Source organism: Bacillus cereus group sp. RP37 (genome assembly GCF_040459695.1).
GTDB lineage: Bacteria > Bacillota > Bacilli > Bacillales > Bacillaceae_G > Bacillus_A.
This window is the reverse complement of record NZ_JARVHP010000001.1, coordinates 4,907,289-4,927,790: the sequence shown is the minus strand read 5'-3', so window position 1 is coordinate 4,927,790 and position 20,502 is coordinate 4,907,289. Positions and strand designations below refer to the sequence as shown.

The window sequence follows — 20,502 nt, the reverse complement described above, 5'->3', positions numbered from 1 at the left end:
ATCAGTGGGATTTTATCGTCCCGCAAATAGCGGAATAAATAACGAAATAATCCCCACCTTATATTTTTAATAAGGTGGGGATTATTATACTACTCTGCAATTTCCTCATATAAAAAGTACGTTACATTATAAATATGTTCCACTTCATCGTCTGTCATAAACAATAATTCGTCACGCTCAATCCCTTTTTTCTTTTCAATAAACTCAATCATGTTTTTGCGTTCTTCTCTTTTCATCAATGTTATTTCTCCTCTCAATCTGTTTTAATACAGTTTATTTAAGTTACTGCTATTATATAACAGAATCTTTAGAAAGTTCCACCTATTTTATTGTTTTTTTCAGAAGAACTTTTCGACAAAACAAGCCCACCTAAAGGGGGCTTGTTTTATTTTATAGTCGTAAAAACTCGGGCTCCGTCGTACCAGCACCATCGATGTAATAAATTGTGTCGGGATTGATTTTTATTAATACGTAATTAGGGTCTTCAGGACCGAGTAACCAGCGTTTTAAGCTATTATTCCAAAACTTGTTTTTTAATGTGGAGTCTTCCTCGATGGAAGCTAAGCCTTCAACTTCAATATAATCTTCATCTAATTTTTTTCCTTCTCGTCCAAGTAGTACATGGACATTTGGATTGTTTTCGATATCTGTTATCTTTTTTGATTGTCGATCTGTTGCAACATATAGTACAAAATCTTCGTGGAAAAACATCATAAAGGCACTATGCGGCTTATCGTTACGTACAGTTGATAATACACCAGTTCTTTGTCCTTGAATAATTGTTGCGATTTTTTCTTTTAAGTGCATGTTTTTTACCTCTTTTCCTAATTTATATTTTCTCTGTTTAAACGAGATAATTTGAATATCTTTCATACTGTTTTCTTCAATCCGATTTTTTAAACGTAATTGTGATGAAATCGTACAAGTTAGGAGAAGAATAATAATAATATCGAGGAGAAATACATACGATGGAAGGATGAAAGGCATGTTTAATAAAATATTTCTTATAGTAGGGCTTATAGGTGTACCACTGTCTGTACTTGGAAAAACACTTCATTGGCCCCAAACAATTATGTTCGCTGTGTATTGTATTACGATTATCGCGTTAGCTGGTTTTATGGGGAGAGCGACAGAAAGTTTAGCAATTGTCTCTGGACCTAGAATAGGTGGATTATTAAATGCTACTTTCGGTAATGCTGTTGAACTAATCATTTCGATTTTTGCACTTCAAGCGGGATTAATTGAAGTGGTGTTAGCCTCTTTAACAGGATCTGTACTTGGAAATTTACTATTAGTAGGGGGACTATCTTTCTTTGTAGGAGGTCTGAAATACAAAAGACAAAGTTTTAATGTGTATGATGCAAGACACAATTCAGCTTTATTAATCTTTGCTGTAGTAGTAGCTTTTGTTATTCCAGAGATCTTTTCAATGAAGATGGAAGCTGGAAAGACGTATCAATTAAGTATCGGTGTTTCTATTATTATGATTATTATGTACCTTGCTGCATTGCTATTTAAGTTAGTTACGCACCGCGGTGTATATCAGCATAAAAGTGATGAAGTCGCTCATGAAGAAGAGCCAGAGTGGTCAAAAGGAAAAGCGTTACTCATTTTAGCAATAGCGACAATTGCGGTAGCTTATGTGTCAGAGGCGCTCGTGCATACATTTGAAACAGTCGCGAAATCATTTGGCTGGTCAGAGTTATTTATAGGGGTTATTATCGTTGCGATTGTTGGAAATGCAGCAGAACATGCATCTGCAATTATTATGGCTTATAAAAATAAAGTAAATATTGCAGTCGAAATCGCAGTAGGTTCTACATTACAAATTGCCATGTTTGTTGCTCCTGTATTGGTATTGCTATCCATGTTTTTTGCAAATAGGATGCCTTTAGTATTTACCATACCAGAACTTGTTTCTATGATTACAGCTGTTTTCTTAACGATAGCGATTTCAAACGATGGTGATACAAACTGGTTTGAAGGAGGTACGTTATTAGCGGCGTATGTCATTATGGGAATTGGTTTTTATTTATTATGAAAAATAGGCATAACAATTGTGCTGAGAGAAAACAATAAAAAAAGTAGTATATACCTTTACGTAGGAAGGAGCCAGACAGGTGAAACGAGTATACAGCATATGTCTTTCAACTATGGTCTCGTTTATTCTATTATTTCCTAACATAAGTTTTGCAAAGACAACGGTAGAAACAAAAATGCCTTCATCTGTTTTAAATATTTCTAAAGACAATACGTTTCCAAATGATGCGCAAGATTTGCCGCGTTTACAGCCGAGTAAGTTTGCTCAAGAACTATTGAAAACAGCAAATATTAAAATTGAAAATCCGGACTTAATTCGAATGTTTAATGAAACGACAATTTCGAATGCGCCGCTTGCGGTAGGGTACCGAGCAAAAATCTATTTAGGTCAATGGGCTTTGAATTATGAATCGGTTGATACAACGATTAATTGGGAATATAAACAAGTAAATCGCAATGTGTACGATAATCGCGGAGGAGATCGCTTATATCCGTTACGCTATAAACAAGAAACGCAGAAGACAGTTGAAGGCGATTTAACAGCGGATATGAAAGATGCTACAGATGTGAAAAAAATGATGCTTCTCAAAGCACTTGAAAAAGTACAATTGCCACTTTCATTTAAAACAACCATTGGTTATGGTACAGGACATGAGCGCGTGTATAATATTAGCCCGAGTCAACTTGGATATTTATACGCCTATACACCAGCAGTAAATGAAAAAGGAAAAGTGACGTTTGGAGAAGTATACCTTGTATTAAAAGGAAATCAAAAAAGGCTTGTTGTAAAAAATATTACCTCACAAGGAATTGGAGCTGCTATTCCAATTCATGATCATTTATATTTTAAATTCATATCTTCTTCTCACTCGCAATAATATGAAAAAACGTCAGCTTATAAGCTGACGTTTTTATTTAGAATGTAATATTTGCTGTTTTTGATAAGAAATCTTCTGTTGGATAGTAGCTGTTTTTTACAAGAACATTCGGTCCGAGGCATTTTACAGCAGGACAGTGACAGCTTAATGATTTTGCTGTTTTTGAAGCACTCCATTTGTCATACGCTTCTTGTAGTGTGTTTGTTTGTACGTTACCTAGAAGAGGAACGTCACCGAAATCAGTTACAATAATATTTCCATCGAAAATGTTAACGTTTAAACGAGAACGGCCATCCGGATCGTTACGAACGGTTACATTTTTGCTTTCTTGTAATTTCTTAAATGTGGCGATGTCTCGCTCGTCATCGCTACAAGCGTAGAAAGGTAAAGTCCCAAATAACATCCATACATTTTCATCGCGAATTTCTAGTAAATGCTCAATTGCATCACGAATTTCAGCTTTTGTTAAAATTTCTAGATTACTCGCGAAGTCACTTGGATACATCGGATGTACTTCATGACGTTTACAGCCCATTTCTTCAACAATTTGACGATGAATATGTTCAATATGTGGTAGAGTTCTTTTATTCAGCATTGTTTCGGCTGATACGAGTACACCGGCATCTGATAGAGCTTTACTATTTGTAATCATTCGTTCAAATAGTTTTGCACGCTGTTCATACGTAGGTTTACGCTCCATCATTGCAAATCCGCCTTCAACGAAGTCATCAATTGTTCCCCAGTTATGAGATATGTGCAATACGTCTAAATAAGGAATAATTTGTTCGTAACGTGCTAAATCTATAGTTAAGTTTGAGTTGATTTGAGTGCGAACGCCTCGTTCATGGGCGTATTTTAAGAGTGGTGTTACATAGTTGTCGACGGATTTTTTTGAAAGCATAGGTTCTCCGCCAGTAATACTTAAAGAACGTAAATGAGGAATCTCATCTAATCGTTTTAATAAAAGCTCCATCGGAAGCGGATTTGGATCTTTCGGCTGTAATGTGTAACCAACAGCACAATGCTCGCAACGCATATTGCATAACGTTGTCGTTGTAAATTCAACGTTTGTTAATAGTAGTTTGCCGTACTCTTCAAGGTCCATATACGCTTCCCATGGATCGTAAGAAGGAGTAATCGGCTTCATTTTTTGTGATATCGTCATATGAAATACTCCTTTGACTATTGAAATAACAATTTGTCCATTCTCTATAATAGAAGAATATGTACTTTTTATAAAGTGAAACTTTTTTGTGAAAAAAGAGAGAGGGCTTACATTTGAATGAATGACCGTGACAAAATTGATGAAATTTCATGCCCATAGCAATCATTTTTGCGGTATAATAAAAGCAACTCGAATTAAAAGGAGAGTGCCTTCATGGGAAAAGCAATTCAAGATAAAGATACACAATTAGTATATTTAAAAGAACGTTTAAATATGTTCATTGAAGTGATTGATACAATTGAACCTGAAGAAGTAGAGTTAGAAGATGTAGATCGTCTACTTGCAATGTTAGATGAATTAGAATTAAAATGTGAGCAATTTAAAAAAGACGAATAATATATTAAAAAGGCTGCCAAAGCAAAATTGGCAGCCTTTTTCTGTATGGATAATAGAAGGAAGGTAGAAAAAAAGGTATAATCAAGTTGTGAAAAATTTCATTTATGCTTTATAGCGTGAAATAAATAAAAAGCTGAAGAGCATAACAATGGAATTTTCAGCTCATAACGTTTTGGTAGCGTTCACAATTGAGGGGGAAGTAACAATGGAAAAGCTTCAAGAAAGCATGTATCAACTAATTGTTGAAACGTCAACGAACTTACCGAAAGATGTTCGTCGTGCGATTCAACAAGCGAAAGAACGAGAAAATGCAGGGACTCGTTCAGCGATGGCACTTGGCACAATTACGAATAATATTAAAATGGCTGATGATAACATCTCGCCAATTTGCCAAGATACAGGGATGCCAACGTTTAAAATTTATACACCAGTTGGTGTGAATCAATTAAAGTTGAAGGAAGCTATCTATAATGCGCTTGAGCGGGCGACAAAAGATGGTAAACTTCGTCCAAATTCTGTTGATTCTCTTTTTGGAGACAATAGTGGAAATAATTTAGGACCAGGTACACCGGTTATTAAGTTTGAACAATGGGAAAAAGATTATATTGATGCTCGTTTAATCCTAAAGGGTGGTGGCTGTGAGAATAAAAATATTCAGTATAGCTTACCATGTGAATTAGAAGGACTTGGACGAGCTGGCCGTGATTTAGAAGGGATTCGTAAATGCCTTCTTCATGCAGTATATCAAGCACAAGGTCAAGGATGTAGTGCAGGTGTAATTGGTGTTGGTATCGGGGGAGACCGCACATCAGGTTACGAATTAGCAAAAAATCAATTATTCCGTACATTAGATGACGTCAATCCAATTCCAGAGTTACAAAAGCTTGAAGAGTACGTATTAGAAAATGCGAATAAGCTTGGCATTGGTACGATGGGATTTGGCGGAGAAACAACTTTACTTGGTTGTAAAATTGGCGTGTATAACCGTCTGCCAGCTAGCTTCTATGTGTCTGTGGCGTATAATTGCTGGGCATATCGCCGCCTTGGCGTAACAATCCACCCTGAAACAGGTGAAATTATGGATTGGTTATATCAAGAAGGTGAGGATACACTGGAGCAAGAAGCACAAGAAAAAACAGAGCAACGTGAGATTGTATTACAAGCACCAATTACAGAAGAGCAAATTCGTGAACTTCGCGTTGGTGATGTTGTAACAATTAATGGCATGATGTATACAGGTCGTGACGCAATCCATAAGCATTTAATGGATAACGATTGTCCAGTAGATTTAAATGGACAAGTTATTTATCACTGTGGTCCAGTTGTCGTGAAAGATGAAAATGACAATTGGCAAATTAAAGCGGCAGGTCCAACGACAAGTATTCGTGAAGAACCGTACCAAGGCGATATTATGAAGAAATTTGGTATTCGCGCTGTTATTGGTAAAGGCGGTATGGGTGCGAAAACATTAGCGGCTTTAGAAGAGCACGGTGGTGTATATTTAAATGCAATCGGTGGTGCAGCGCAATATTATGCTGAGTGTATTAAAGAAGTAAAAGATGTTGATTTCTTACAATTTGGTATTCCAGAGGCAATGTGGCATTTACGTATCGATGGATTTAAAGCAGTTGTAACGATGGATTCTCATGGTAATAGCTTACATGCAGATGTTGATAAAACATCACTTGAAAAATTAGCTAGCTTTAAAGAGCCGGTATTTAAGTAAACAAAAATGCATCTCGAATGATTCGAGATGCATTTTTTTGGTATATATAGAAAAACATGTTCAGCATGAAAGAATGCGAGGCAACAGAAACTACAAGTACGATTATATATGGAAAGGAGACTATTTATGAAATATAAATGGTTATATATCGGTCTCATTTTTTCAATTATGATGGCACTTGTTCCAGTTTCAACATTAGCTTATACAAATACTCCACATAACTGGGGAATTCCGCGTCCTAAAAATGAAACAGTACCAGATGCAGGGAAACTGTATACAGAATTATTACAAAAAAATGGCGGGTTTTATTTAGGGGACACGGAGAAAAAAGATATTTATTTAACATTTGATAACGGTTATGAGAATGGATACACAGGGAAAATTTTAGACGTACTAAAAGAGAAAAAAGTACCAGCAACCTTTTTTGTAACGGGGCATTATATTAAAACACAAAAAGATTTATTGTTAAGAATGAAGGATGAAGGACACATTATTGGAAACCATTCGTGGAGTCATCCTGATTTCACAACGGTAAATGATGAGAAACTTCGTGAAGAATTAACGAGTGTAACGGAAGAAATTAAAAAAGTAACTGGGCAAAAAGAAGTGAAATATGTACGTCCTCCGCGCGGTGTATTTAGTGAAAGAACGTTAGCTCTTACGAAAGAAATGGGCTACTATAATGTATTTTGGTCACTTGCATTTTTGGATTGGAAAGTGGATCAGCAAAGAGGATGGCAATATGCGCATAATAATGTTATGACGATGATTCATCCAGGATCTATTTTATTACTTCATGCAATATCAAAAGATAATGCAGAAGCACTTGCGAAAATCATTGATGATTTGCGCGAGAAAGGGTATCATTTTAAAAGTCTAGATGACTTAGTAAAAAGCAATCAACCGTAAGCATGTATGCTTGCGGTTTTCTCATGCTATAATGATTTGTAAAAAGGATGGGGAAACGTATGTGGAGCGAACATGTTACGTTAGAGTATCCGTATCACTTTGAAGAGGTATTAAGACGTTTATCTTTTGACCCTCTTCACGTCATTCAATTAGATGAGAAAGTTATGTATGTCCCGCTTTGTATAGACGAGGAACAGATTGTTGTTCGCTTACAAGGGATTGGTACTGTTCAAAATCCACAGTTTTGGATTTCTAGTCAGACAGGAGATCCGGAGAAAGTCATGAAACGAATGAGAGCCATTTTTCATTGGAATGAACCGTTTCAAGATATACAAAACCATTTTTTAAACACATCATTACGGCCACTATTTGAAACATATGCTTATACTCCAATTATTTTAGAATTTGATTATTTTGCTTGTCTTCTTCGCTGTATCATTCATCAACAAATAAATTTGAAATTTGCTACTGTGTTAACAGAACAGTTTGTGAAACGATATGGAACAGAGAAGAACGGTGTATTCTTTTTCCCCACTCCAGAAACAGTAGCAAATATTTCAATAGAGGAATTGAGAGAGCAGAAGTTTAGTCAGCGAAAGGCTGAATATATAGTAGGATTAGGTCGAAGTATTGTCAGCGGTACATTAGATTTAGCGAGTATAGAAACCAGGGCGGAAGAAGAGGTTTCGGCACAATTGTTACCAATTAGGGGGATTGGTACATGGACAGTGCAAAACTTTTTAATGTTTGGACTTGGACGGAAAAATATGTTTCCGAAAGCGGACATTGGGATTCAGCGTGCAGTACAAGGTGTATTTCAACTAGATGATAAACCTGATGATGCATTTTTAGAAAAAGTGAAACAAGAGTGTGAACCATACTGCAGTTATGCAGCGTTATATTTATGGAAAAGTATAGAGTAGAGGTGTAATAATGATACAAAAGCAACATGAGAGTAAGTTGGAAGTTGGTCAAACGTTTCCTGTGACAATTAAACGTCTTGGGATTAACGGAGAAGGCGTTGGTTATTTTAAGAGACAAGTTGTTTTCATTCCAGGGGCATTACCAGGAGAAGAAGTTGTTGCAGAAACAACGAAAATTCAGCGTGGCTTCGCTGAAGCGAAAGTGAAAAAAGTTCGTAAAGCTTCACCACATCGTGTGAAAGCACCATGTCCGGTATATGAAGAGTGTGGCGGCTGTCAGCTGCAACATTTAGATTATAAAGAACAATTAAATCAAAAGCGTGATATCGTTGTACAAGCATTTGAGAAGTACATGAATAACACTTTGGAAGAGAAAATTCGTCCGACGCTTGGCATGGAAAATCCATGGCATTATCGTAATAAGAGTCAATTACAAGTGGGACGTAAAGACGAAAAGGTCATTACAGGGCTGTATAAGCAAAACTCACATCAGTTAATTGATATTGCTCATTGTATGATTCAACATAAAGCAACGAATGAAGCGACCAAAGTTGTAAGACGTATATTAGAAAAATTAAATGTTTCTATTTACAATGAGAAAAAACAAAAAGGTTTAGTACGCACAATTGTGACACGTACTGCAGTTCAAACAGGGGAAGTACAAGTTACACTTATTACAACAAAAGAAGAATTACCAAATAAAGATCAATTTATCGCAGAAGTACAAAAACAGATGCCAGCTGTTAAATCAATTATGCAAAACGTAAACTGGCGTAAAACATCTGTTATTTTCGGTGATAAAACATTTAAATTAGCTGGAAAAGAAGTAATTCAAGAAACACTAGGTGATTTATCATTTGAATTATCAGCACGTGCATTCTTCCAGTTAAATCCAGAACAAACAGTTGTTTTATACGATGAAGCGAAAAAAGCAGCTGCTTTAACAGGCGATGAGAAAATTGTAGATGCGTATTGTGGTGTTGGTACAATCGGTCTTTGGCTTGCAAATGATGCAGCGGAAGTACGTGGTATGGATGTCATTCCAGAAGCAATTGCAGACGCAAGAAAAAATGCGAAGCGCCACGGATTTACAAATACGAAATATGAAGCAGGTAAAGCTGAACAATGGTTACCGAAATGGGTAAAAGAAGGATGGCGTCCAGATGTAATTGTTGTCGATCCACCTCGTACAGGTTGCGATGATAAATTACTGGAAACAATCTTAAAAGTGAAGCCGAAACAAGTTGTTTACGTATCCTGTAATCCTTCTTCATTAGCACGTGATGTACAAGCGTTAATGAAGAGCTATGAAGTGGAGTATGTACAACCAGTTGATATGTTCCCACATACAGCCCATGTAGAAAATGTAGTGAAGCTTGTTAGAAAGTAAAGTGTATTCATATTCCCTCACGACACGAGGGAATATTTTCTATGAAGGAGAATGAAATGTACAATTATAAATTAACGATTCAGTACGATGGTGCACGTTTTAAAGGATGGCAACGTCTCGGTAATAACGATAATACGATTCAAGGAAAAATTGAAAGTGTCATATCTGAAATGGTCGGAAAAGAAATTGAAATTATCGGTTGTAGTAGAACAGACGCTGGTGTACATGCTTTAAATCAAGTTGCTAACTTTCAAAGTGATGAGAAGTTAGTGGAACATAAAGTGAAAAAATATTTAAATCAATATTTACCTAATGATATTAGCATTACGAATGTAGAAGAAGTACAAGATCGCTTCCATGCTCGTTACAATTCTAAAGCAAAAACATATCTTTATAAAATTTGGAATGAAGAGCATACAAATCCATTTATGCGTAAATACAGCATGCATGTGAATAAAAAATTAAATGTGAAAAGCATGAAAGAAGCTGCGAAACATTTAGTTGGTTCACATGATTTTACTGCTTTTTCAAATGCGAAATCAAAGAAAAAGTCTATGGTTCGAGAAGTATATACACTTGAAGTGATGGAAGAAGCAGGATTTGTACAAATTAGAGTAAGTGGTAACGGATTCCTTCATAACATGGTACGAAAAATTGTTGGAGCATTAATTGAAGTTGGATTAGGACAATTAGATGCGGACGCAATCCCAAATATTTTAGAGGAAAAACAACGTAATCAAATTAATTGTCTTGCTGAGGCGAGTGGTTTGTATTTGGAGAATGTTGAATTTTAATAAACAATAAAAAAATCGAGCTGTGTAAGCTCGATTTTTTTATTGTTTTGGCGTTAAGAAGATTTTTCTTTCTTCATACGTATCTTCAAATTCCAAAAAGCAGCAAGCATAATAGCTGCAAAGGAGCCGCTAATTGTTGCTAATAGTTTTGCATAAGGATAAGCATTCATTTCAACTAGTAACATCATACATACAAGGGTAGGGAAGAAGGCTAAGTATTGTAATAACTTTAATTTGTTATCATTACTCATATATATCGTTCCTTTCTAGTATGTTATATGTTTATTATAGAATATTTTTCCAAGTGTTTATTTGCACTTGGAAGCGAATTTATCCTACATTTGATTAAAGTTTCACTTCATTTCATATGTGTAAATGAAGTTTTTTAATCCGATATTGTAAGTTTTGCCTACTTAATCCCAAAAACTTTGCAGCTTGTGAAATATTACCATGATACTCTTTCAAAATTTGATTGATGTAGTTCTTTTCCATTTCTGCTATTGTGTGCTTTAACGTTTTAGGTGCATCAGTATCGTTACTGGTTAGGAAAGGTTGCGTATTGAATTCTTTTTTTATTCGTTCGCGAAAGCGAGTGGGAAGATGAAATGCTGTAATGATATTTTCATCTTCAACCAAGTTCATTGAACCTTCAATGATATGTTCCAATTCTCGTACGTTTCCAGGCCAATTATATGCATACAGGAATTCTCTTACATGTATATCTACATCCGTTACAGCGAGTCCAAATTGAATGTTGTACTTTTCGATAAAGTGCTGAACAAGGGCTGGAATATCTTTTTTTCGTTCTCGTAAAGGCGGGAGACATAAAGTAACGACGCTTAATCGGTAATATAAGTCTTCCCGTAATCGATTGTGTGTAATAGCTTCAAGGGGGTCTTCATTAATAGTTGCTATAATACGAACATCAATTTCTTTTTCTTGTGTGCCCCCGATTCTTCGTATTGTTTTTTCTTGTATAGCTCGCAGTAACTTCGCTTGAAGTGCTGGACTTAATGAGTTGATCTCATCTAATAACAAAGTTCCTCCGTTGGCTTCTTCAAATAAACCAGCTTTATCGATAGCTCCTGTAAATGCACCTCGGTTCGTACCAAATAATAAGCTTTCCATTAGCGTATCAGGTATAGCAGCACAGTTTTGTGAAATGAACGGTTTTGTTGAACGTTGACTTTCATTATGGATACTTTGTGCAAATAGTTCTTTTCCAGTTCCTGTTTCTCCTACGAGAAGTATGGAGGAAGATGTACGAATTACCCTTTTTCCTTCCCCAATGGTTGATTGAATGGCTTCAGAATCACCAATTATGTGATCAAAGGTAAATTTAGTGTTTTGTTTTCGAGAAGAGTCCATTTTTATTGTTTGCTTTAAGTGATTCATCTCTTTTGAAATTTCAATAGCGCCTTTAATTTTTCCATTTTCTATTATAGGGAAAGTATCGTTAATCGTCGTAATTTCTTGCCCTTTATTGTTAAAATACGTTTGTTTTATATTTTTGTTTGTTTTTCCTAATTTTAATGCTTCTATAAGAGTACTATTTTTATTTTCTTCAAATGCGAATACTTCTAAAGGACTTTTATATAGCACATCTGAGCGTTCCATTGATTCAATTTCCATCATTTTGCGGTTATAGATAATCGTTTTACTTTCCTCATTAATAATATGAATCCCGATATCGAGTTCATTGAGTAAAGTTTCATATAGCATATTCATTTCAATGATCTGTTTAAAATTAATGTCTTCTGTACGCATAGATTATCTTCTCCTCATTTCACCCTATGAAGACTGACTTTTTATAATTTTATTAAAATTCTTATAAAATCGCAAAATTTTTTTGCTATTTTCTTTTTAAAACTTCTTGAATGATAGAAAAATTTTGCGGTTATGAAGATTTTTTCGTGAGGAATCCTCATTTTAAATAGGAATTGGAGATTGGTATGCTTTTTGCATAAATAATAGTTGAAATCTTTAAAGGAGGGATATGCAACGTTTCAGTACCAATTAATAAGAAGGAGGAGTTTATAAAGTGAAGACGGTTATAGAAGGCGTGTATAGTCCTTGTTACGGGAAAGTAGAGAAGTTATTTGTTGCGGAAAGTTCTTACGTATACGAGTGGGAGAAATTAGCGTTAATTGAAACGATAGATAAACAGAAAGTAGAAATTAAGGTAGGGATCAGTGGGTATATCGAATCATTAGAAGTAGTAGAAGGACAAGCCATCGCTGATCAAAAGTTATTAATAACAGTGAGGGATGATCTTTTAATAACAGGTAGTGATTAATACTATGTATTTTGCTCTTTTCAATAATTATTCTTATTATGGACAATTTTAAGAACGCTTACATGAAATGGGTTTCCAAAGGGAAGAGGGGGGAATTATATGATGGACCAAAACCAAGGGTTAAAAAGGGAATTGAAAAGCAGGCACATATTTATGATTGCACTTGGAGGAGTTATTGGTACCGGTCTTTTTTTAGGATCTGGGTATACCATCCATGAGGCTGGGCCTGGAGGAGCGATTGTAGCGTATCTTGTTGGAGGATTTGTTATGTATTTAACGATGCTCTGTCTCGGAGAGTTAGCTGTTGCGATGCCTGACGCAGGATCTTATCAAACGTATGCTACAAAGCACATTTCCCCTGCAGCGGGTTATGTAGTGGGATGGATGTCGTGGTTAAACTGGTCTGCTACGATAGGTATTGAACTGATTGCAGTTAGTATTTTAATGAAACGATGGTTTCCTGATGTACCGTCATGGATTTGGTGTGTAGTGTTTGCAGTGCTTCTCTTTGCTATTAATGCGTTATCTTCAAGAAGTTTTGCGGAAGTTGAATTTTGGTTTGCAAGTATTAAAGTAATTACAATCATTGCATTTATTATTTTGGGCGGGGCAGCAATGTTTGGTTTTCTAGATATGAAAGGACATGAACCAGCACCGATGTTTTCTAGTTTTACTGATTATGGTGGATTGTTCCCAAATGGATTATCAGCTATTTTAATTACGATGATTGCTGTTAATTTTTCCTTCCAAGGAACAGAACTAGTCGGTATTGCAGCAGGTGAGAGTGAAAATCCAGAGAAAACGATCCCGAAGGCAATTAATAATACAGTTTGGCGTATACTTGTGTTCTTTGTATTATCTATTTTCATTCTTGCGGGATTATTCCCTTGGCAGCAAGCAGGAGTGATAGAAAGTCCATTCGTAGTTGTATTTGATAAGATTGGTATTCCTTATGCAGCGGATATTATCAATTTCGTTATTATTACAGCGGTTCTATCCGTTGCGAATTCGGGGTTATATGCAACTTCCCGTATGCTATGGTCTATGTCTAATCAAGGAATGATTAGTCCGATTTTTGGTAAGTTATCTAAAAATGGTGTTCCTATTTACGCATTGATTGTAAGTACAGTTGTAGGTTGCCTTTCATTACTATCAGGTATTTATGCGGAAGATACAGTTTATTTATGGCTACTTTCAATTGCAGGATTTGGGGCGATATTAGTTTGGGCATCTATTGCTTTATCTAACTTATTAGCTAGAAGGTCATACATAAAGCAGGGCGGGGATGTGAAGGACTTGAAATTTAAAACACCATTATATCCATTCGTACCACTGCTTGCATTAGTATTAAATGTAACAGTAATTGTTGGTATGGCCTTTATTCCAGAACAAAGAATGGCATTGTATTGTGGAATTCCATTTATGATTGTTTGTTTACTGTTTTACCGTGCGACAAAAAATAAGGGAAGCAAAATAGAACATGCTGAAAAAATAAATACAACAGAAGCAGAAAGTTTATAAATATATTAGAAACTTATGCTGAAAAAAGAGACTGTAAAATTGTAAACAGTCTCTTTTTTTGTGAAAATAAAGCTGGAAACATACTATGTATGCAAAGGGGAATTAGCGATGAATCAAGAAGTTTCACAGCTATTAGAACAGATTGATTTACGAAAAGATGAGTTACTAGAGCTTACAAAGAATTTAATCCGTTTTGAAACACCAGCACCGCCGGCGAGAAACACAAGTGAGGCGCAAGAATTTGTTGCAGATTTTCTAAGGAAGCGAGATTTCAGTGTTGATAAATGGGATGTATATCCGAATGACCCAAACGTTGTTGGGGTGAAAAAAGGGATAGAAAGTGACACGCATAAAAGTCTTATTATTAATGGACATATGGATGTAGCTGAAGTGTCAGCAGATGATGTGTGGGAGGCAAATCCGTTTGAGCCATTTATAAAAGATGGTTGGTTAGTTGGACGTGGTGCAGCTGATATGAAAGGGGGACTGGCTGGAGCGCTATTCGCTATTCAGCTTTTACAAGAAGCAGGTATTGAATTACCTGGAGATTTAATCTTTCAATCAGTAATTGGGGAAGAAGTGGGAGAAGCGGGTACACTTCAATGCTGCAAAAGAGGTTATGATGCTGATTTTGCAGTCGTAGTGGATACGAGTGATTTACATATGCAAGGACAGGGCGGTGTAATCACCGGATGGATTACTGTGAAGAGCCCGCAAACGTTTCATGATGCAACACGCAGGCAAATGATCCATGCTGGAGGACGTTTATTCGGAGCGAGTGCGATTGAAAAAATGATGAAAATTGTGCAAAGTTTACAAGAATTAGAGCGTCATTGGGCAGTCATGAAAACATATGAAGGCTATCCCTCTGGAACAACAACAATTAATCCAGCTGTTATTGAGGGCGGACGTCATGCAGCGTTTATTGCAGATGAGTGCCGGTTATGGATAACAGTGCACTTTTATCCGAATGAAACACATGAAAAAATAATAAAAGAAATTGAAGAGTATATTGGGAAAGTAGCAGCTGCTGATCCATGGTTAAGTGAAAATCCACCACAATTTAAGTGGGGCGGAGAATCAATGATTGTGGATCGTGGCGAAATTTTCCCTTCTTTAGAAATAGATAGTGAACATGCAGCTGTAAAAACGCTTAGCTCAGTACACGAATCAATTCTCTCTAAAAATGCAATTTTAGATATGTCAGCAACGGTAACGGATGGTGGTTGGTTTAGTGAATTTCATATTCCAGCTGTTATTTATGGACCAGGTACATTAGAAGAAGCTCATTCAATAAATGAGAAAGTTGAAGTAGAACAGTTATTTGAATTTACAAAAGTAATAACAGCATTTATATATGAATGGTGTCATACGAAAAAATAGATTAGTATGTTGAAATCGTACAGGTATGTATACTTGTACGATTTTTTAGTGAACTATTTCAGAGTTGAATAGAAACAACTGAAATAGTTCTTTATTTTTCTATGTCTTTCGTTTTAGTTCCATTAATTTCTCTTTTGCTAATTCAACAGCAATTGCATCATCTAAATAGCCAATTGGAAAGAGGTAATCGGGAATAATATCTGTCGATAAAATGAAATACAGTAATGCGCCTCCAAGAACTGCACGCTCTTCTTTCGGATTAGTTTCATTGCAAAATTGTTGATACATATCTGTTAATTGTTCAATAAAAGGACCAGCACTATCAATTTGTTCTAATTTGCTTGCGAAACTTTCATGAATCCGTTTTTCACCTTCTGTTGTTTGAGCGTAGCGTTCATAGTTTTCAAGTTCTTGTTTTACGCGAGTTGTTGTGTAGTCGAAGTCAAATAAGTTAGAGGATTGCAGTGTTTGTTGAATTGTATCAAGAGATGTGTACATATCCGTTTTTTCTTTATTAATGTGAGGAGAATCCGGATACATTTCATCAAATAATAATTGGGGTGGGACTTGCAGACATTCTGCAAATTTTTGTAGATGTTTTTGTTTTGGTGGTTGTTTACCATTCATAATTCTTGAGATTGTTGCGGGATCAATATTTGTAAGCATTCCGAGTTGGCGCATGGATAAGGCACGTTCTTTCAAAAGTTTTTTTATTAATGTACTAAGCCGTTCATTTGGATTTTCTTTAGGCATAGTGGAGGCACTCCTTTTTTATTGTTGAAAAAATGTTGAGCATTTATTACATGTATATGAAACAGACAGGCACAGTTGCTCAACATTTTCATAAGATGCATTGAAAAGTGAGAAGAAAGGGTGACTGTTTATGAGTACGGCAGGTCTATTTTCAATTTTTTTAATCGGGATTGCTTCTAATTTAGATAATGCAGGTGTTGGGATTGCATATGGCATTCGTAAAATCCGAATTTCGTGGCTTAACAATTTTATCATCGCATTTTTTGGCTTTTTATTTACTTTACTAGCTGGCTTTTTTGGGAACTGGATTGCTTTATTTATTTCAGAGTTTACGGCAAACCTGATTGGAGCAATCGTTTTAGCGATAATCGGGGTGTTTATTTTATGCCAGCCTTTCTTGGGGCAAAGAAATACCGTAGGCTCTAAAGAAGGTAATGTACTTATGGGAATTTTACGTGATCCAGAAAAAGCAGATTTTGATGGTTCTAAAACAATTAGTTTTTCAGAAGCAATTGTTTTAGGAGTTGCACTGTCTATTAATAATATTGCAGGTGGGTTTGATGCTGGGGTAACAAACTTGAATCTGTGGCTTACAGCAACTATTTCTGGTGTGTTTAGTTTTATTTGTATTAGTGGTTTTGCGTATGTAGGAAAACGATTTTTAGCAGAATACTTAGGGAAATGGGCTACTGTGATTGCGGGCGTGCTATTAATTCTTATTGGGATAGATCAGTTATTGTAACATACAATGTTCGAGCATTTCCTCGGAAATACTCGAATGAATTGCATATATCGACATCGGATGCGTAATTATCTAAACGCTACTGTTTTTATAAATATTAAAGCACCTACATAGGTGCTTTTTTAACGTATATCTTCAATTAATTGTTCCGATTCTTCATGCATACTGTATTCACTTAAAACCTGAATACAAAGCCACTTTAATTCTTCGATCGTATGTTCAAGTTCTTCAGGAAGCACATGATGAATGTCTTCAAGCCCCATTCCGAAATGAATAAGTTCAAGTACTTGATCATCGATATTCCGATCCATTAGTAGTTCAAGTACTTCTAAATTAAATATGTATCGGTGAGCTTCATCGAGTGAAACCACCTTTAACTTCAAGCTTTCTACAATACTCAATATAAAAAGAAGAATTGTTTTTTCAAGAACAGGCTGTTTTTCCATTTGAAATATTAGTTTCATCTTTCACACCTCCACATATAGCGCTAGGTTGTACTATATTATTCAGGAGGGGGGAGCAAATATGCATGATATAGAGAAAGTTTCAGTACGTTTTTTGTAAGGGTATGGATAGCTAATAAAGTTGAGGTTTTTTATGAAATAAAAAAATCCTGCTAGTATAGCAGGATAACTCTGAATTAAAAAATGCTCCAACCTTCTTGAGCAGAAAGAAGTTCAAGAATTTTAAAACCAGCGATACTATTCCCATTTGCATCTAAAGCCGGTCCGAAAATGCCAATTCCCATTTCTCCTTTTACGCAGCCGAAAATGCCACCAGCTACACCACTTTTTGCAGGAATACCAACACGGATCGCAAATTCACCAGACTCGTTATACATACCGCATGTAACCATAAATGTTTTACAGATTTTTGTAATATGTTTAGGGATAATTTGTTTTTTCTTATATGGATCATATCCATCCATCGCAAAAATTAAGCCGATACGTGCTAAATCGATACAGTTTACTTCAACTGCACATTGACGAGTGTATAAATCCATAAGTTCTTCGATGTCACAATCGATAATTCCGTTTTGTTTCATATAGTAACAAAGTGAACGGTTTAAGTAAGCTGTCTCTAATTCTGAATTGGCAACTTTAGAAGAATAATTAATGGTAGGATTATCTGTTATTTCACGTACAAAATGAAGGATGCGCTCCATTTTTTTTTCATTATCTTTTCCTGTTAACATGCTTGTAATAGCTAGTGCCCCCGCATTAATCATTGGATTAAGTGGTTTGGATGGGCTTGTTGTTTCTAACTTAATAATAGAGTTGAATGGATCACCAGTTGGTTCCATTCCAACTTTAGAAAATACATATTCTTCACCACGATCTAAAAGGGCAAGTGCAAGTGTAATTACTTTTGAAATACTTTGAAGAGTAAATAGTGTTTGTGAGTTGCCAGCATGGATGTATTCTGTATCTTTATGGAAAATGGCAATCCCTAAATCATCTGGATTTGCATTTCCTAGTTCGGGGATATAAGTAGCAAGTTTTCCTTTTTTCGTATATGGTTTTACTTGTTCTAACAACTGTTGTAAGTTGTTTGTTTCAATGCACTGCATAGTACCAACGCTCCTATTTCGAATTAACTACGTTTACTTTTCCCGATATGCTCGGAAATAAATAATAACATGAAAAAGTGGAATGATAAAACGAAAGTTACATGTTCGATAGTAGGTCGTTCGTTTCGGGTCTTCTGTATTAAAAAAGGAGAATTTCCCTTTTATATAACAGTTTGGAAATAGGAGATTTATCCATAAAAAATTCGAAAATAAAAACTACACATCTATACAACTATATGTTATTATGGTTATGTAAATAGAAAGCGTTTTCTAAGGCGTACTTATAATGATAACGATTTCATAAATTTGATAGGGGGAATTAAAATGTTGCAGTTTTTACAACGTATTGGTAAAGCGTTAATGCTTCCAATCGCCGTACTACCAGCAGCAGGATTATTGCTTCGTTTAGGGCAACCAGATGTATTTGATATTCCTGTTATGGCACAGGCCGGTGCAGCAGTTTTTGATAATTTAGCACTTATTTTTGCAATTGGTATTGCAATCGGTCTTTCAGTTGATGGTAGTGGTGCAGCAGGTCTTGCAGGTGCAATTGGTTATCTAGTTATGAAAAACAGTATTGATGCACTTAGTAAGGGATATTCTACTGTAGAATTACAAGATAAATTAGGCAAAGTTCAAGATTTAATAGGTAATAGCGCTAATGTAGATCCATCTAAGCTTGCAGATACAATGACACAAGTATCTAAGGCAGCCGAATTATCGACTAAAGTGGATATGAAAGTTTTAGGTGGTATTATTGTCGGCGTTATAGCAGGATTCCTTTACAATAAATTCCATAAGATTAAACTTCCAGAATGGTTAGGTTTCTTTGCTGGAAAACGTTTCGTTCCGATTGTTACATCGGTTGTGATGCTAATATTAGGAATTTTATTCGCACAAATTTGGCCAGCAATTCAAAATGGCATCGATGCATTAGCTCATGGAATTGTTAATTTAGGTGCAGTTGGTTCAGGTCTATTTGGTTTATTAAACCGTCTCTTAATTCCAATTGGTTTACACCATGTAATGAACACATACTTCTGGTTCGTATTTGGTGACTTTACAAATGCAGCAGGTAACGTTGTAAATGGTGATATTGCTCGCTTCCTTGCAGGAGATAAAACAGCAGGTATGTTTATGACTGGTTTCTTCCCAGTTATGATGTTCGGTTTACCAGCAGCATGTTTCGCAATGATTGCAGCTGCTAAACCAGAAAAACGTAAAATGGTTACAGGTATGTTAGGTGGTCTAGCATTAACTTCATTCTTAACTGGTATTACAGAACCAATTGAATTCTCATTCATGTTCTTATCACCAGTATTATATGGTATTCATGCCGTGTTAACAGGTATTTCTTTATTTGTAACAACAGCACTTGGCATTCACGATGGTTTCACATTTAGTGCCGGTGCAATTGATTACTTCTTAAACTTTGGTATTGCAACAAAACCAGTATTGCTAGCGGGAATCGGTTTAATTTACGCAGTAATTTACTTTGTAGTATTCTACTTCTTAATTAAGAAGTTTGACTTGAAAACTCCTGGTCGTGAAGATGACGATGAGTTAGCTGAAGAGGATGATGCGCCAGTTGCAGGTTCAATTGGTGAAACTTACGTATTAGCTTTAGGCGGAAAAGAAAACTTAACAGTTATTGATAACTGTGCAACACGTCTACGCTTACAAGTGAAAGATGCTGGTCAAGTAAACGAAGCAGCATTAAAACGTGCTGGTGCAAAAGGTGTTATGAAATTAAGTAACACAAGTGTCCAAGTTATCGTAGGTACAAATGTTGAATCTGTTGCCGATGATATGAAAAAACACGTATAAATAATGAGATAAGAGGATATCCCAAAAGATTGATAACATCAATTTTTAGGGGATATCCTCTTTTTTTGTTAATAATTTAACGGGAATCTTACTTTTGTAAATTTTCTTTTTCTTTTTTATGCATATAGGTTGGTAATATGTACAGTGCGTGATAAAGTAGGGATGACGTCGAATGGAATGTCAAAAATC

22 protein-coding genes are annotated in these 20,502 nt (G+C 35.7%); 14 read left to right on the top strand and 8 right to left on the bottom strand.

Going from position 1 to position 20,502, the window contains the following annotated elements; translation table 11 throughout:
* Positions 1-89: 89 nt before the first annotated feature.
* Together QCI44_RS25965 and QCI44_RS25960 are read right to left on the bottom strand one after the other, a co-directional pair.
* Positions 90-236: a BH0509 family protein gene (locus tag QCI44_RS25965; protein WP_000817786.1), complete on the bottom strand. Its 147-nt coding sequence runs from the start codon at positions 234-236 to the stop codon at positions 90-92.
* A 154-nt stretch (positions 237-390) separates the two neighbouring features.
* Positions 391-807 carry a pyridoxamine 5'-phosphate oxidase family protein gene (locus QCI44_RS25960; protein ID WP_000550210.1) on the bottom strand — a complete coding sequence of 139 codons (417 nt, stop codon included), beginning with the start codon at positions 805-807 and terminating at the stop codon, positions 391-393.
* 178 nt (positions 808-985) lie between these two features.
* Between QCI44_RS25960 and cax the strand changes: the two genes are divergently transcribed.
* Both cax and QCI44_RS25950 read left to right on the top strand, forming a co-directional pair.
* Positions 986-2,041 (top strand): calcium/proton exchanger, encoded by a 1,056-nt coding sequence (cax, locus tag QCI44_RS25955; RefSeq protein ID WP_016133540.1) that lies wholly within the window; start codon positions 986-988, stop codon positions 2,039-2,041.
* A 79-nt stretch (positions 2,042-2,120) separates the two neighbouring features.
* Positions 2,121-2,918 (top strand): YfkD famly protein, encoded by a 798-nt coding sequence (locus tag QCI44_RS25950; RefSeq protein ID WP_016089448.1) that lies wholly within the window; start codon positions 2,121-2,123, stop codon positions 2,916-2,918.
* Between the two features lie 37 nt (positions 2,919-2,955).
* On the opposite strand, the gene yfkAB is transcribed toward QCI44_RS25950, so the two are convergent.
* The gene (yfkAB, locus tag QCI44_RS25945) at positions 2,956-4,083 is read right to left on the bottom strand and encodes a radical SAM/CxCxxxxC motif protein YfkAB (protein WP_016133541.1); all 1,128 of its coding nucleotides are present in this window, start codon (positions 4,081-4,083) and stop codon (positions 2,956-2,958) included.
* 213 nt (positions 4,084-4,296) lie between these two features.
* On the opposite strand from yfkAB, the gene QCI44_RS25940 reads away from it, so the two are divergent.
* The 6 genes from QCI44_RS25940 to truA all read left to right on the top strand — a co-directional run bounded on the left by QCI44_RS25940 (position 4,297) and on the right by truA (position 10,221).
* A complete protein-coding gene (locus QCI44_RS25940; protein WP_000513558.1) occupies positions 4,297-4,479 on the top strand; it encodes an SE1561 family protein in 183 nt (60 codons plus the stop codon).
* Between the two features lie 205 nt (positions 4,480-4,684).
* Positions 4,685-6,205: a class I fumarate hydratase gene (gene fumA / locus QCI44_RS25935; RefSeq protein ID WP_080118112.1), complete on the top strand. Its 1,521-nt coding sequence runs from the start codon at positions 4,685-4,687 to the stop codon at positions 6,203-6,205.
* 126 nt (positions 6,206-6,331) lie between these two features.
* The gene (pdaA, locus tag QCI44_RS25930; protein WP_016089445.1) at positions 6,332-7,114 is read left to right on the top strand and encodes a delta-lactam-biosynthetic de-N-acetylase; all 783 of its coding nucleotides are present in this window, start codon (positions 6,332-6,334) and stop codon (positions 7,112-7,114) included.
* Positions 7,115-7,173: 59 nt separating this feature from the next.
* Positions 7,174-8,037, top strand: coding sequence for a DNA-3-methyladenine glycosylase family protein (locus tag QCI44_RS25925; protein WP_016133542.1), 864 nt, complete (start codon positions 7,174-7,176; stop codon positions 8,035-8,037).
* A 10-nt stretch (positions 8,038-8,047) separates the two neighbouring features.
* On the top strand, positions 8,048-9,427 hold the full coding sequence (gene rlmD / locus QCI44_RS25920) for a 23S rRNA (uracil(1939)-C(5))-methyltransferase RlmD (RefSeq protein WP_016137005.1): 1,380 nt from the start codon (positions 8,048-8,050) through the stop codon (positions 9,425-9,427).
* 56 nt (positions 9,428-9,483) lie between these two features.
* Positions 9,484-10,221 (top strand): tRNA pseudouridine(38-40) synthase TruA, encoded by a 738-nt coding sequence (gene truA, locus QCI44_RS25915; protein WP_016089442.1) that lies wholly within the window; start codon positions 9,484-9,486, stop codon positions 10,219-10,221.
* A gap of 53 nt (positions 10,222-10,274) precedes the next feature.
* On the opposite strand, the gene QCI44_RS25910 is transcribed toward truA, so the two are convergent.
* Together QCI44_RS25910 and QCI44_RS25905 are read right to left on the bottom strand one after the other, a co-directional pair.
* Positions 10,275-10,472, bottom strand: coding sequence for a hypothetical protein (locus tag QCI44_RS25910; protein ID WP_016089441.1), 198 nt, complete (start codon positions 10,470-10,472; stop codon positions 10,275-10,277).
* Positions 10,473-10,584: 112 nt separating this feature from the next.
* On the bottom strand, positions 10,585-11,988 hold the full coding sequence (locus tag QCI44_RS25905) for a sigma-54 interaction domain-containing protein (RefSeq protein WP_016089440.1): 1,404 nt from the start codon (positions 11,986-11,988) through the stop codon (positions 10,585-10,587).
* Positions 11,989-12,262: 274 nt separating this feature from the next.
* On the opposite strand from QCI44_RS25905, the gene QCI44_RS25900 reads away from it, so the two are divergent.
* The 3 genes from QCI44_RS25900 (at position 12,263) to QCI44_RS25890 (ending at position 15,421) form a co-directional block, all read left to right on the top strand.
* Entirely contained in the window at positions 12,263-12,517 is a 255-nt protein-coding gene (locus tag QCI44_RS25900) for a biotin/lipoyl attachment domain-containing protein (RefSeq protein ID WP_000859484.1), read from the top strand.
* A 99-nt stretch (positions 12,518-12,616) separates the two neighbouring features.
* Positions 12,617-14,038 (top strand): amino acid permease, encoded by a 1,422-nt coding sequence (locus QCI44_RS25895; protein ID WP_033660242.1) that lies wholly within the window; start codon positions 12,617-12,619, stop codon positions 14,036-14,038.
* A 108-nt stretch (positions 14,039-14,146) separates the two neighbouring features.
* Entirely contained in the window at positions 14,147-15,421 is a 1,275-nt protein-coding gene (locus tag QCI44_RS25890; RefSeq protein WP_016137007.1) for an acetylornithine deacetylase, read from the top strand.
* A 99-nt stretch (positions 15,422-15,520) separates the two neighbouring features.
* Here QCI44_RS25890 and QCI44_RS25885 read toward each other — a convergent pair whose 3' ends face one another.
* Positions 15,521-16,174 (bottom strand): helix-turn-helix domain-containing protein, encoded by a 654-nt coding sequence (locus QCI44_RS25885; RefSeq protein WP_016089437.1) that lies wholly within the window; start codon positions 16,172-16,174, stop codon positions 15,521-15,523.
* A 130-nt stretch (positions 16,175-16,304) separates the two neighbouring features.
* Here QCI44_RS25885 and ytaF point away from each other — a divergent pair, with 130 nt between their 5' ends.
* Entirely contained in the window at positions 16,305-16,916 is a 612-nt protein-coding gene (gene ytaF, locus QCI44_RS25880; protein ID WP_016089436.1) for a sporulation membrane protein YtaF, read from the top strand.
* Positions 16,917-17,038: 122 nt separating this feature from the next.
* On the opposite strand, the gene QCI44_RS25875 is transcribed toward ytaF, so the two are convergent.
* Together QCI44_RS25875 and glsA are read right to left on the bottom strand one after the other, a co-directional pair.
* Positions 17,039-17,380, bottom strand: coding sequence for a DUF3969 family protein (locus QCI44_RS25875; RefSeq protein WP_000766602.1), 342 nt, complete (start codon positions 17,378-17,380; stop codon positions 17,039-17,041).
* Between the two features lie 176 nt (positions 17,381-17,556).
* Complete coding sequence (glsA, locus tag QCI44_RS25870; RefSeq protein ID WP_016089435.1) at positions 17,557-18,486, bottom strand: glutaminase A; 930 nt, start codon at positions 18,484-18,486, stop codon at positions 17,557-17,559.
* 69 nt (positions 18,487-18,555) lie between these two features.
* Between glsA and QCI44_RS25865 the strand changes: the two genes are divergently transcribed.
* Together QCI44_RS25865 and nagE are read left to right on the top strand one after the other, a co-directional pair.
* Positions 18,556-18,669: a transcriptional regulator gene (locus QCI44_RS25865; protein ID WP_080118111.1), complete on the top strand. Its 114-nt coding sequence runs from the start codon at positions 18,556-18,558 to the stop codon at positions 18,667-18,669.
* A 141-nt stretch (positions 18,670-18,810) separates the two neighbouring features.
* Positions 18,811-20,313, top strand: a complete 1,503-nt coding sequence (gene nagE / locus QCI44_RS25860) for an N-acetylglucosamine-specific PTS transporter subunit IIBC (protein ID WP_016133546.1) — start codon at positions 18,811-18,813, stop codon at positions 20,311-20,313.
* Positions 20,314-20,502: the final 189 nt, after the last annotated feature.

Coding starts and splice junctions, on each gene's coding strand:
- QCI44_RS25965 (WP_000817786.1), bottom strand. CDS start 236: ATGAAAAGAGAAGAACGCAAAAACATGATTGAGTTTATTGAAAAGAAA.
- QCI44_RS25960 (WP_000550210.1), bottom strand. CDS start 807: ATGCACTTAAAAGAAAAAATCGCAACAATTATTCAAGGACAAAGAACT.
- cax (WP_016133540.1), top strand. CDS start 986: ATGTTTAATAAAATATTTCTTATAGTAGGGCTTATAGGTGTACCACTG.
- yfkAB (WP_016133541.1), bottom strand. CDS start 4,083: ATGACGATATCACAAAAAATGAAGCCGATTACTCCTTCTTACGATCCA.
- QCI44_RS25940 (WP_000513558.1), top strand. CDS start 4,297: ATGGGAAAAGCAATTCAAGATAAAGATACACAATTAGTATATTTAAAA.
- fumA (WP_080118112.1), top strand. CDS start 4,685: ATGGAAAAGCTTCAAGAAAGCATGTATCAACTAATTGTTGAAACGTCA.
- pdaA (WP_016089445.1), top strand. CDS start 6,332: ATGAAATATAAATGGTTATATATCGGTCTCATTTTTTCAATTATGATG.
- QCI44_RS25925 (WP_016133542.1), top strand. CDS start 7,174: ATGTGGAGCGAACATGTTACGTTAGAGTATCCGTATCACTTTGAAGAG.
- rlmD (WP_016137005.1), top strand. CDS start 8,048: ATGATACAAAAGCAACATGAGAGTAAGTTGGAAGTTGGTCAAACGTTT.
- truA (WP_016089442.1), top strand. CDS start 9,484: ATGTACAATTATAAATTAACGATTCAGTACGATGGTGCACGTTTTAAA.
- QCI44_RS25910 (WP_016089441.1), bottom strand. CDS start 10,472: ATGAGTAATGATAACAAATTAAAGTTATTACAATACTTAGCCTTCTTC.
- QCI44_RS25905 (WP_016089440.1), bottom strand. CDS start 11,988: ATGCGTACAGAAGACATTAATTTTAAACAGATCATTGAAATGAATATG.
- QCI44_RS25895 (WP_033660242.1), top strand. CDS start 12,617: ATGATGGACCAAAACCAAGGGTTAAAAAGGGAATTGAAAAGCAGGCAC.
- QCI44_RS25890 (WP_016137007.1), top strand. CDS start 14,147: ATGAATCAAGAAGTTTCACAGCTATTAGAACAGATTGATTTACGAAAA.
- QCI44_RS25885 (WP_016089437.1), bottom strand. CDS start 16,174: ATGCCTAAAGAAAATCCAAATGAACGGCTTAGTACATTAATAAAAAAA.
- ytaF (WP_016089436.1), top strand. CDS start 16,305: ATGAGTACGGCAGGTCTATTTTCAATTTTTTTAATCGGGATTGCTTCT.
- QCI44_RS25875 (WP_000766602.1), bottom strand. CDS start 17,380: ATGAAACTAATATTTCAAATGGAAAAACAGCCTGTTCTTGAAAAAACA.
- glsA (WP_016089435.1), bottom strand. CDS start 18,486: ATGCAGTGCATTGAAACAAACAACTTACAACAGTTGTTAGAACAAGTA.
- QCI44_RS25865 (WP_080118111.1), top strand. CDS start 18,556: ATGAAAAAGTGGAATGATAAAACGAAAGTTACATGTTCGATAGTAGGT.
- nagE (WP_016133546.1), top strand. CDS start 18,811: ATGTTGCAGTTTTTACAACGTATTGGTAAAGCGTTAATGCTTCCAATC.